The following is a 12,422-nucleotide window of genomic DNA, read 5'->3' as shown; positions in this document are numbered from 1 at the left end:
TCCTTTACCTTCATCGATGTGGTTTGTCCTGATCCGTTTGTCTGGCCATCCGTCTGCAAAAAAAGGAGGATAAAGACAAAGGCCGTCTTTTCCTCCCTCTCCCTTTTTACGAGTTACTCCACAATTGCTGGCGTTTCTTATAATTTTCGGTGTAGATTTTTTCGAGCTTCGGAAGCCCGGCCGCATCGACTTCCTTCATCATTTCATTGTACAGGTCGGTCACCTGGTTCTCTTCAGGAGCCAAAGCCATTTTCAGGAAATATTTGTTGACGGTGTCATTCACTTTGGTCTCCATGATGGCTTCCGGCGTGCCTCCGGCAGGGCCCAGATTGTCATAAGGCGCCGTGTCAAAAGAGGTGTCGGCCAGATTCTTGATCGCAAGATCCGTCACCGGATCGGATTGGAAGCGCCCGATCAGGTCATACGGCGTACCATCGGAGCCAGGGCCGTTCTTGATCATCCAGGTCCATTTGCGAACGCCCGTCGTCCGGGTCGCCTCATCCCAATTCTTTTTGAAGGTGTCCAGAATATCCTGGCGCGGCACATGCTTGCCGTCTTTCATATCCCAGTCCTTGCCCTCGACGCCCCACATCAGCAAGTACTGTCCTTCCTCGCTCGCCAAGAAATCCAGCAGCTTCATTGTCCGGACCGGATCCTTGTTCGAACGCGTGATGGCCACGCCGTCCCAGCCCAAAGAACTCTTCGGACCGTATGTCGTTTGGTCCGCGCTCACGCCCGGAGCGAGCACCTTGTATTGGTAGAACTGATGCTCATCCTGCGCGGCCGGATCCGCAGCTTCCGATTTCAGCAGCGTATTGGCGTTGCCTACGTTCCACAGCGCCTCCGCGGTCGCAAAAACATTGCCTGCGCCGATTTTCTGCTCATACTGCTTGGTTTTCATCGTCGCCCATTCCTTATCGAGCAGCCCTTTGCGGTACAGGGAGTTGAGGAATTTCACCATTTCCAAATAGCGCGGATCGCGGATGTCCTTTTTCAGCTCTCCGTTCGTTTCATAGTAAGGCAACATGCCGAACATGCCCTTGAAGGTCCCGGTAACGCCGCCGATGTTTTCACCGTTGAGCGTCATCGGGATGGACGCCTTGCCGTCGATGGTCGGATATTTCTCCTTGAACTTCACGAGCAGATTTTCAAATTCCTCCGCCGTAAACGGTTCGCCATTGTTCACTTTGTCCCCCACGCCCAGTTCCTTCATGATATCCATGCGCATCATAAAGCCGAATACCGGATACTTCTCCAGTCCATACCAATTGGCGAAATAATAATTATTGCCGTCGTCGTTTCGCGTCTTCGCGAGAGTATCGCCATACATTTCCTTGATGTGCGGACCGTATTTGTCGATCAAATCATTCAACGGAATGATCGCGCCCGAGGAAATATATTTATTCATGATATCGCTTCCACGATCGAGCATCACAACATCCGGAAGATCGCCGCTCGCCAGCATCAGATTGAGCTTTTCCACGGGATTTCCCGTCGGCTGCTGGATCTCCAACGTAACGCCCGTTTTTTCCGTAATGGCCTTGGCAACCGGATTGTTGAACGCGTCTCCCGTATTTTTGTCAAACCAGGTCAATGTGATCGGCGCGGTCGTGTCCGAATCGCTCCCATTGGTCGAAGCCGCTTTTTGGTTCCCTCCGCAACCGGAGAGCGCTGTCACAACCAAGGCTGCCGCAAGAATCCCTTTTATTGTTTTCATTGCCTGAACCCCTTTCTTAGGTCGTCATATTCTGGTGCCCGAATACATGTCTAATTGTAGGAACGGGGAGTTCATTAATCTATAACGCAATATTACAATCCATAGTCGAAAACGTCTTTCATGACCGAAAGGGATGTAACTATTCAACGAATATCGGTGATGGTCTGATACGGATTGACGGGAATGCGGATGGTAACCGACGTGCCGATGCCCGGCCTGCTGAACATGGCGATGCCGTATCGCTCGCCGTAGGTCAGCTTGATCCGGTCATCCACATTTTTAATGCCGTATCCCGATCCGCTGCCTGTTTTTTGGAGGGTATGATCCAGCCGTTCCGCAGTCATGCCAATCCCGTCATCGATCACCTTCAACAATATATCCTCGCCGTCCCGCTTCAGTTTGATGTTGATGTTAATGCCCGACTCATCCCACATCGCATGATTGATGCAGTTCTCGATAAAAGGCTGCAAAATCAGCTTGATCGTTGTTCGCTGGAACAGCTCCTCATCCAGGTCATAGTGCATATGCAGCTTGCCCCGGAAACGGATGTCCTGAATCGCCACGTAATTTTTCACCAGATTGATCTCCTGCTCCACCAAAATGATCCTCTTCCCCTTGTTCAACGAAACGCGGTAATATTTCGCCAAATAGTTCACCATGCGGTGGACCTGGCCCGCCCCCTCTTTCAGCGCCAGCGACGATATCGAAGACAGCGTATTGTACAGGAAATGGGGGTTGATCTGTGCCTGCAGCGTATTCAGCTCCGATTCCTTCATCGCGATTTCTTTCATATATACGTCCCGGATGAGAGTCTGGATGGTCGAGGCCATTTTGTTGAAAGCAAACGACAGCTGGCCGATCTCGTCATGGCCCATCGGTGTGATCGACAGCCGGAAGTCGCCGCGCTCTACCTTACGGATCTGCTGCAGCAGAACCTCGATCCGTTTCGTCAGCATTTTGGTGGTGATGTACAGCAGCAGGATGGCTATGCCGATCGTGATGACGGAATACCAGATGATTCTCTTCGTTGCCTTGTTTGCGCTCGACAGCAGCTCATCGTAAGGGACCGTGATGACGGTGCTCCAGCCGTTGCTCAGCTTTTTATACGTGAAATAACGCTCCTGTCCACCGGTCTTCAGGTCAAAATGCCCCGATTTGTCCTGCATCGCCTGCTGAATCGGATACAAATCATACAAACGGTTGGACTTCAGGGTCTGATCTCCCGTGCTGATCAAACGTCCGTCCTCGTCAATGATGTACACGCTCTTATTGTTGTTTTCCATTTTGATCAGGGAATACAGCTCGCTATCGCTAATGTCGAATGCCAAAATCCCGTACGGGTGCTGCAAACTGAAGTAGCTCAGAGAACGGGCGAGGGTGAAATGCGCATCGCTGGACTTATAATCGTCCGTATGCGTATACACCGTATTTCCGGCTGCACGCAGCGCCTTCCCTTTCAAAGCCTCCGGCAGTTCTTCCATATATTTCACGTACTGTTCGTCGGTATATAGCGTTTTGTTGTCCGTGTAGATCGTAATGTTCTGAATGTTGGAATTCAGGGTCATCAGCGACGGCAGCGTCCGGTTAATGTACTGGAAGGCATCCAGGTAATAATACGCCTGCTCGTAATCCGTTGATAGATAATTGCGAAGCTGCGCATCCATGTACAGGATGTTGGACAGCTGGTTATAATATTCGAGCCTCTTCTCCACGTTCGTGTTGATCTGCGCCAGCGTGACGTCCAAAGCCGTATACGTTTGCCCGGTAATCGTGCTCCGCGTTGAAGTGTAAGAATAATACACGAGAATCGAAAAAGGCAGGATGATCACCAGCAAGAAGATGAAGAAAAACTTATGCCGCAGCCGCACATTGGCGAATTTCATCTTTATTCTGCGGACCGGCGGCGCCATGTGGATGAGTCTATCCCAAGAGGAGATTTTTTCGGTATTCATTCGGCGTGACTCCTTGGTTTTTCAGGAATAGGGAAATAAAATAGGACGTGCTTTCATAACCGACCTTCTGGGCGATATCCTGCACTTTCAGCGACTCGTCGGCCAGATATTCCTTCGCTTTATCCAGCCTGATCCTCGTTAGATAATCATGGATCGTCATGCCCATCTTTTCCTTGAAGATCGATCTCAGATAGTTCGGAGACAGATACACCTGATCGGACAAGCTGTTGATGGTGATCGGCGTATGGAAATTCTGATCCATCATGGACCGAACCTGATGCACCAGCTTGGCGTTCTTGTCCACAAACCGCTGCTGGATGGATGAAACCGCATGACGGGCTCCCTCCAAGACCATCTCTTCGATATCGTAAATGGTTTCGCATTGGTATATGTCGTGATAAAGCTCGGCCCTTTTGCTGCTTTCGAGGATTGGCTCGTGGATCTGTTCCAGCACATGCTCGATCAGACGGATCGCGCCGTCACGCACCTTGTTTTTGGCTGTTCTCAGCGTCACCATCTTAGCCACATGCTCCCGGAGCAGTCGCTGCGCCTCGTCCAAATCATGCCGGTTGACCGCTTCGAACCAGTCCGTTTCCGCAAAAGGAGGAACCTCCTCGCTTTCCCACTGCGTCTGTACATCCTTCGCAGTTATGACTTTATCTCTGCCTTTATAAAAGAGCTCATCCAGAATCATTTTGGCCTGCTTGTATAATTGCTGAACCTTCGGCAACTCCTCCTCCTGTTCATGCACCGCAGCCGTAACCGAAAAATGCAAGGTTCCCCGGATCAACGCCGCTGCATCTTCCCAGGCGAAATATCCCGGACGGTGGGCCGAATCCATGAAAATGCCTATCTCGCCCTCTTTAAAGGTGACGATGTCCGCATCCAGCTTCTTGTCCTGCAGCCAGTTCTCCATGAAATCGCCCAAGCGTCTGCCTGCCTCTTCCACCGAGAAGTGCTTTTCATCCGAATTCTTGCCGTCGATGTGGAGCAGCGCAAGCGAATAGCGGCGATCCTCCGGATGGCGGGACAGCTTACGAAAGCTGGCGGCCAGGTTCACGATGCGGTCTTCGTTGGTCTCAGAGGTAAGCTCCCTTATAATATTGGCCCTCGTCACCTTGATCGATCGGTTCTTCATCCGCACTTCCTCGCATCGATGCTTTACCTTTTCGATAACGCTTACAATTTCGCCGAGATCAAGCGGCTTGAGCAAATATCCAACGGCTCCCATGTTCAGGGCCGATTTGACGTAATTAAATTCATCATGCCCGGTTAGGAACACGAGCTGCATCCATTCATAGCGTTCACGGATGTGCTTGGCGAGATCGAGACCATTCATGATCGGCATTTGTACGTCGGTGAGCACGATATCCGGCTGTATCATTTCGATTTTCTCGGCTGCATCTCTGCCGTTAACGGCCGTGCCCGCGACATAAAGCCCCATCTCTTCCCATCGAATGTAATCTCTCATCATCTCAAGCTCAAGCTCCTCATCATCCACCAAAAATATGCTGTACATCCGCTTCCCCTCCCTAGCATCTTTTTTTCTATTATAGTGCTTTCGCGATACTTAACTATGGGTCCAAAGAAATGAAAGTTATTTTCAAGCATCATTCGTTACTTTGCCATATCGACACTCATTTTTTGGGGGTCTTATAATTTGAGTTAACTTGAAATGCGAGGTGTCCCAATGAAAACCGAACTGGCGTTACAGGAAAGAACCGAATTCCCCATCCCGCGGCGAAAGCTATGGATGACGCTGAAGCAGCAAAAATTTTTGTTCCTCATGATGTTGCCCGCTCTCGTGTGGGCTCTCATATTTGCGTACACCCCCATGGTCGGATTGTACATGTCCTTCGTCAATTACCAACCAACGCTGGGCGGCTTCTGGCATACCCTGTTCCACAGCGAATTCGTGGGTCTCAAATGGTTCCAATATTTTTTCAATAACGGCGACTTTCTGATCGTAATGCGGAATACGCTGGCATCCACCCTCATCACCCTGCTGTTTTCTTTTCCGATGCCGATCCTGATCGCCATTGCGATCAACGAAATCAAGAGCGTCCGTTTCAAAAAAACGGTGCAGACCGCTTCTTATCTTCCCTATTTCATATCCTGGGTTATCGCGGCGAACATTATCGTGACGCTGCTGTCGTCGGACGGCGCAATCAATGGCATTTTAAAGTTCTTTCATATCACGAGTGAAAGCGTTCTATTCCTGCAGCATGGACCTTACTTCTGGTGGATCGTGGCGCTCGGCAATACGTGGAAGGACATGGGTTATAACTCCATCATGTATTTGGCGGCCATTTCCTCCATCAACCAGGAGCTGTACGAGGCCGCCAAGGTGGACGGCGCAAGCCGCTTCAAGCAGATCCGCTACATCACGCTGCCGCACCTGAAACCGACGATCGTGATCTTGCTCATTCTGGCCCTTGGAGGCATATTGAATGCCGGATTCGACCAGCACTTCCTGCTCGGCAACGATCTGACGCGCGACTATTCCGACGTCCTGTCCACCTATTCGTTCCGCTACGGCATCCAAAACGGCATGTTCTCGTATGCGTCCGCGGTCGGCATGTTCAGCTCCGTCGTCGCCTTCGTGATCGTGATGATCGTGAACTCCATTGCCAAAAGGCTCAACGGCCAATCCTTATTCTAATCCCCCCCGGAGGTACAGATATGAAAAACAGCAAATCGGTCGCCGAGCGGATATTCGACGGCTCCCTGTATGTATTCCTGGCCGTCATCTTTCTGGTCACGTTCTACCCGTTCTGGAATATTCTCGTGATTTCGCTCAACGACGCGACGGATACGTTAAAGGGCAGCTTGTATTTCTGGCCGCGAATGCCTACGTTTGAAAGCTATATCACGATCTTCCGCAACCCGGAAATCTGGAGCGCCATCAAAGTCACTGTCCTGCGGACAGTGGTCGGAACGGCCTTGTCCATCTTCTGCATCTCGATGCTTGCGTATGCGCTCAGCAAACGCACCCTGCTCGGCTGGAGATTCTTTTCCTTCTTCTTCGTCTTCACGATGTATTTCGGCGGCGGTCTGATCCCGACCTATATGGTCATCAAATCTGTCGGATTAATCGATTCCTTCTGGGTGTACATTTTCCCGGGTCTAATCGGCGTCTTCCTCATGATTCTGGTCCGCACCTTCATCGAGCAAATCCCGGGCGAAATCGAGGAGTCGTCCAAAATCGACGGCGCCAACGACCTGCAGATTTTCTTCCGCATCATCATGCCGCTGTGCGTACCCGTACTGGCGACCATCGGCCTGTTTTTGGCCATCGGCCACTGGAACTCCTGGTATGATTCGTATGTGTACACGTACAAGCCGGATCTGAAAACGCTGCAGGCGGTGCTGGTCAAAATCCTGAACCAGTTCCAGACGGCCAGCATGATGTCGGACGCCCAGCAGCTCGCTCAGAGCTCCAAGCGTATACCGGTATCCAGCGAGAGCATTCGGATGGCGGTGACCATGGTGGCCACGCTGCCGATCATCATGGTGTATCCGTTCGTGCAGAAATATTTTGTCAAAGGCATCATGATGGGGGCGATCAAGAGTTAGCTTTGTGGATTCGCTTGATGCAGGAGCCTTTTGATTGTCTCGTAAGAGATTGTTTCGTAAGCAAGTTTGTATATTGGAAAAGAAGCCTGGCCAACGGCCAGGCTTTTTAAGATAGATTGATCCAAATACTCGAATGGCTGGCTGGCATTGTTCGCGATGACGAATTTGTTCCGCAGCACCGCGGAAGATGCGGCCGGTTCTCGATGGATATGGTCTCAGTAACCGAAATGGACGTGCGGTAAGACACATAACCGGCAAGACTTGGAATGATCAGAATAATCAGGTACGAAACGAGAAATTTGCGGAATGTGTTCGAGTGTTTTGACGGTATAGGCTTCTCCTCCCTGAAGATGATTGGAATCAAGCAAGAAAAGACAACCGCAGCCTCTTGCTGCAGTTGTCTTTTGGGCTCATTTGGGCTCATGGGGAACAAAACGGCGGGTCAGCTTCCGGATTCGCGGGATACCGGCGTTCTCGGCTGCCCGTCCAAACCGTATACGCCCCCGGGTTCGACGTTCAGCGTCACGATGTTGGACCCGCTGTACACCTTCACCGTTCCGGACGAATAGGCCTTGATCACGGCATGGACCAATGCGCCGTTCTTCCAGTCCATAGCCACCTCGAGATTGCCTTTGGCTCTGAGGCCTTGCACCGAGCCCTCCATCCAGCCCTCAGGCAGCGCCGGCAGCAGATGAACCTCGCCTTCATGGCTTTGCAGGAGCAGTTCCGCGATCGCCGCCGTTCCGCCGAAGTTCCCGTCGATAACGAAAATATTCGTCTCAGCCCCAGCGATGCCGGACTTGGAATAGGTCAGCAGGTTATCGAAGCAAAGTTCCCCGATCAGATGGGAGATGTGATACTCCGCATGGTTGCCGTCATGCAGCCGGGCGAAAAACAACCCGAACAATGCCGCCGTGAATTCCACGTCTTCCAGATCGATTCTCTCCATCCGGTTGTTCAAGGTTACCCTGGCTGCCGCGCCGAGCTCCGGCGTATGATGCGGCGTGATCTGGCTGCCCGGATAGAGGGCGAACAGATGCGCCAAATGACGGTGCTCCGGCTGTGCTTCCCCGAAATCCTCCAGCCACTCCTGCAGCTGGCCGCGCTTGCCGATTTGCAGCGGAGGCAGCTGGGACAAAGCGGACTCCCACAGCCGCTGCAGCTCCTTGTCCACATCCAGCCTTCTCGCCGTTCTCAGGCAGAAGGCCAGCAGGTCATTCACCAGCACCTGATCCATGGTGGATCCCATGGACAGCTGCTGTGCGCCGTCTTCGGGAGCCCCCGGATAGAAACTGTTCTCCGGCGAGTTCGAAGGCCCGGTCACAAGCCAGCCATGCTCCGGATGAACAGTCATGTAATCCATGAAAAAGGCGGCCGCTTCCTTGAGCACCGGATACGCTTCTTCCGCAAGGAAAGCGTTGTCCAGCCCGTAGTCATAATGTTCCATCATATGAGTCGCAATCCACAGGCCGCCCGTCACGTTAAGTCCCCATGACGTCTCCCAGCCGGGCGAACTGAATCCCCAGGCGTTGGAGAATACGTGGGCAACCCAGCCATCGGCGTCATAATATTGGCGTGCCGCGGAACGCCCCGCTTCAGCCAGGTCCCGGATATAGCGCATCAGAGGCTCATGGCTTTCGCCCAAATTGGCGATTTCCGTCGGGTAATAGTTCATCTGCGTGTTCATGTCCAGGTGATAATCGCAGCTCCAAGCCATCCGGTTGGCTTCCCCGTCATTCCAAATTCCCTGCAGGTGAAGAGGCAGCGGGGAGTCGGACCGTGAACCTGCAATCATCAGGTATCGGCCATATTGGAAGAAAAGCGTATATAACTGCGGATCGTCCGTAAGTCCGGCCTTAAACCGGCGGAGCCGCTCATCCGTAGGAAGGGCGGAGTGCTCGGAACGGCCGAGATCCAGCTTCACCCGTTCATACAGCGGCCGGTAATCGGCGAGATGGCGCTCCTTGAGCTGTTCACCCCCCTTCTCAAGAGCCTGTTCCAGCTGCCGGAAGCACTTATCCTTCCAAGCTTCGTCCTCCTGGCGATAATCGGTGTTGACCGCGGTATAGATCCACGCCTCTTCTGCGTTCTCTACCCGGATAACTCCGGCTGCGGCAGACACGGATCCGCTGCGTATGGCCACATGCACCAATCCCCGGCAGGACACCCCGCATGTCCCGTCACTGTGCATATCTTCTACCGCTTTCCCCGAGAAGACCAGGGTATTTTCCTCCTCGCTGCTGCATGCGATTTCGCCCGTCCGTCCCTCCACCTGGAGGGTGAACGACATTCCCTTCGGGTTCCCGGTTTGTATATGTGATACCATAAGATCATCGGCATGCGTAGCAAAGGTTTCCCTGGCCATGCCGAAACCGTTCAGCGTGCCGGACGAGCGCGCGACGGCCTCCAGCAAATCCAGCTCCCGTCTGAACGCCGCTTCCCCGCCCATGCCGTCTTCTTCAAAATCAAGAACGATGTCGCATAAGCTCAAATTCGTGCCGAAGTTGTGCTTGGGCGGCTGCAGATGCTCTTTTGCCAGCCGGTCACCGCCGCGGTAATCGCCTGCAAAAAAACGTTCGCGCATCCGCTCCAGGTCCTCCTTCTTATTAGAGCGGCCGTGCCCAGGTTCCGCCTGCCCGGACCAATAGGTCACTTCCGTCAGGCTATAAACTTCGCGCCCCGGCGCAGAGATCACGACACCGCCGATTCTCCCGTTTCCTATAGGCAGCCCTTGCGTCCAGCCCGATGCTGGACATGAATACCAAAGCTTCAAGTTATTCATGGCGTATATCCTCCAGTTCATTAATGGTTTCTCCAAGATGCGGGTACCGGTCCAAGGCTTCAGCGGTTCAGAACGAGCTGCACGATGGCATGCAGCTCAAGCCGGGGCAAATGCACAATCGCCGTAGAGGCCGCTGAATCCCATGTCCACTTGAGCACTTGGCCCTCCGGCTGAAGCAGTATGCTGTCTGGCTTCACATCGGTTCGAACACTGCACCGGATTCCTTCAACCGGAATCATTTCTTCATTGTGAATGACGTAACCCGGCCTTTTCTGTGCAAAATAATTCAGGAAATGCACCAGAATCTCCCGCCCTGCGCCCGTCATCCGCTCATTCATGACCATTTCGACATGGAGCGGCTTCTGCACCTGGATGAGGCGCGAAGCAGATGGATAGGACTGCTCCATGCAGCATGACAGCCACTCGCGGATGAGACGGTGTCCTTCCAGGTAGTACAAGGCAAACAAGTCTCCGTTCATATACATCGCCTGTCCTTGTCCAAGTGTATGCAAGGTGACTGCCGATGCGGCTGCCCGGCTTCCGGATGGAGCGGCACCGACAGTCGTATAATGCTGCCAGTCCGAACGCTCCCTCCCGGAGCTGCGCCAGACATCCTCCACCGGTTCGATGACCTTTGCAAGCTCCTTCGCACCGGCCAGCATGGTCGCAAGTGCGGTTCCCCATACCTGAAGCTTGATCTCGCCAAACTCCATGGTACGGGCCAAACCGGTTCCGGCCTGCCAATAGTGCAGCGGAGCAGGCAGCTCCTCGCCTCGTTTCAAGCCGAGCAGACGAGCAAACGGATCCTCCGGACGGCGGACGCCCTGCTCATCCCATAGCCCAGACCTCCCGGTGACGATAAGCCGTCCGCCATGTTCCACGTATTGCTCCAGCAGAACAATCGTCTCTTCCTCCATAAGACACTGATCCGGGATAATGACCAGCGACTGCCGGCCCAGATTCTCCCGGAGCGTTGCTTCATCATAAATCAGGTGCTGGACGCCCATTTCCGTTAATACTAAAGAGGTTCCGTCCACGCGATCCGTCCGCGATTTCGGAAGTGCGCCCCAGTGCTTGTCGCGTCCCCATTCGGCACCGGCCGTCGGGCCAAGCAACTGAGAAGGCAGGCTGGCGAGAACGGCAACCTCGGGCACGACCGCTGCGCCCACACTGAAAGTCTCGCGTTCCTTCACGAATTCGTTGACCTTGCTCAGCTCCTGGTACACCGCGGGTTCAAGCCGCCCATCAGGATAGGGCTGATCCGCAAAAAATCCACGCGCTCCGACAGCGAGCACCGTCGCCATCTCCAGCTTCCAGTCGGTGTGCGAGCGCATCTGCCACTCGCCCCAGCCATGAAAACGCTCATTCATGTAATCGTAAGGCAGTCCCGTCGTCGCCTGATAGCGGCCTTCGCGGCTGAAGATCATTTCATGGTTGGCCCCGAAGTGCACCGGGTCACAGGATAGCCAGTCAAGACCCAGCTCCCGGGGCGTAAGCCAGCGCACCAGACGTCCCTTTTTCATCAAGGGAATGCCGTACAGGTATTTGCCTAAATTATTTTCAGCAACAAGGGTATGCGGCGACACTCCCTTAATGGCAGCAATCAGCTGGCTAACATACGGAAAAATCTGTCCGCGCCTCCATAAACGCCACTGTACCCACTCCGGCCTGTCCAGCTCTTCATCCGGTCCAGGCATCGGCCCCTTGGGTAAGTCCATGCCGGTATCCGCTTGGTAAAGACTACGGCAGTTTTGACAGTAACAAGGATATTCGACCGTCCAACTGCCACCGTCGATCCAGATGCCGTCAGGCTGATACCGCTGCACGGCTTCTTGCAGCAAAGGAAGATAGTACTCTTCCAAATAAGCCGACGAAATGCACAGCTGAGAAGCATCATGCTGCAGCCAGGCGCCTCGGGCCATCGTCCCGTCTTCAAGCACCCTGAGCCATTCCGGATGTTTTTCCGCCATATGCACACTTGTAAACGCATTCAAATAAAGGATTGTCCGGATGCCCTCCTCCCTCAAAGCCTGTGCCATCAGTCCGGTATAATCCTGCTGCAGCTCCGGGTGTACCGGCGCAATGCGGGAAGGATAAAAGGCATGACCGTAATGGTCATACGCAAAAAACTCCACGGCCTGGATTCCAGCTTGCTTAAACATTGCGGCTTGGCGCCGCGCTTCCTCTTCCGTAAACGCACCTGCCACATTTTTCATCCAAACCGGTTGATGGTAGTCCAGATGAAGCTTGCGGAACGTACCGTTAATCCAATTATCCACGCTGTCACCTCTGCTATTCCTCCATAGATTATGGTTGCAAATTCATCCGCTAATTATGGATATTTATATTTCGTAATTATTGATTTTATCGTACCATTAGTATAGATATAATGTCT

General features: G+C 53.1%; 8 protein-coding genes. 3 read left to right on the top strand and 5 right to left on the bottom strand.

Features of this window, described 5'->3' with window-relative positions:
• Window positions 1-106: 106 nt before the first annotated feature.
• The 3 genes from GRF59_RS26920 to GRF59_RS26910 all read right to left on the bottom strand — a co-directional run bounded on the left by GRF59_RS26920 (window position 107) and on the right by GRF59_RS26910 (window position 5,188).
• Window positions 107-1,717 (bottom strand): ABC transporter substrate-binding protein, encoded by a 1,611-nt coding sequence (locus GRF59_RS26920; protein WP_160500803.1) that lies wholly within the window; start codon window positions 1,715-1,717, stop codon window positions 107-109.
• Window positions 1,718-1,860: 143 nt separating this feature from the next.
• Entirely contained in the window at window positions 1,861-3,669 is a 1,809-nt protein-coding gene (locus GRF59_RS26915) for a cache domain-containing sensor histidine kinase (RefSeq protein ID WP_160500802.1), read from the bottom strand.
• Entirely contained in the window at window positions 3,638-5,188 is a 1,551-nt protein-coding gene (locus GRF59_RS26910; protein ID WP_160500801.1) for a response regulator, read from the bottom strand. Before GRF59_RS26910 ends, GRF59_RS26915 begins: the two co-directional genes overlap by 32 nt.
• A 171-nt stretch (window positions 5,189-5,359) precedes the next feature.
• Between GRF59_RS26910 and GRF59_RS26905 the strand changes: the two genes are divergently transcribed.
• From GRF59_RS26905 to GRF59_RS30095, 3 genes are all read left to right on the top strand, one after another.
• A complete protein-coding gene (locus GRF59_RS26905; RefSeq protein ID WP_160500800.1) occupies window positions 5,360-6,331 on the top strand; it encodes an ABC transporter permease in 972 nt (323 codons plus the stop codon).
• A gap of 20 nt (window positions 6,332-6,351) precedes the next feature.
• On the top strand, window positions 6,352-7,245 hold the full coding sequence (locus GRF59_RS26900) for a carbohydrate ABC transporter permease (RefSeq protein ID WP_160500799.1): 894 nt from the start codon (window positions 6,352-6,354) through the stop codon (window positions 7,243-7,245).
• 116 nt (window positions 7,246-7,361) lie between these two features.
• Window positions 7,362-7,487 carry a hypothetical protein gene (locus tag GRF59_RS30095; RefSeq protein WP_272915035.1) on the top strand — a complete coding sequence of 42 codons (126 nt, stop codon included), beginning with the start codon at window positions 7,362-7,364 and terminating at the stop codon, window positions 7,485-7,487.
• A gap of 200 nt (window positions 7,488-7,687) precedes the next feature.
• Here the strand turns inward: GRF59_RS30095 and GRF59_RS26895 are convergent, their stop codons facing one another.
• Together GRF59_RS26895 and GRF59_RS26890 are read right to left on the bottom strand one after the other, a co-directional pair.
• Window positions 7,688-10,027: a glycoside hydrolase family 95 protein gene (locus GRF59_RS26895; RefSeq protein ID WP_160500798.1), complete on the bottom strand. Its 2,340-nt coding sequence runs from the start codon at window positions 10,025-10,027 to the stop codon at window positions 7,688-7,690.
• Window positions 10,028-10,086: 59 nt separating this feature from the next.
• Window positions 10,087-12,306, bottom strand: coding sequence for an alpha-L-fucosidase (locus tag GRF59_RS26890; protein ID WP_160500797.1), 2,220 nt, complete (start codon window positions 12,304-12,306; stop codon window positions 10,087-10,089).
• Window positions 12,307-12,422: the final 116 nt, after the last annotated feature.

This window comes from Paenibacillus dendrobii, assembly GCF_009807035.1.
In the GTDB taxonomy this organism is placed as follows: Bacteria; Bacillota; Bacilli; order Paenibacillales; family Paenibacillaceae; genus Paenibacillus_AQ; species Paenibacillus_AQ dendrobii.
This window is presented reverse-complemented; position numbering and strand designations above follow the sequence as displayed.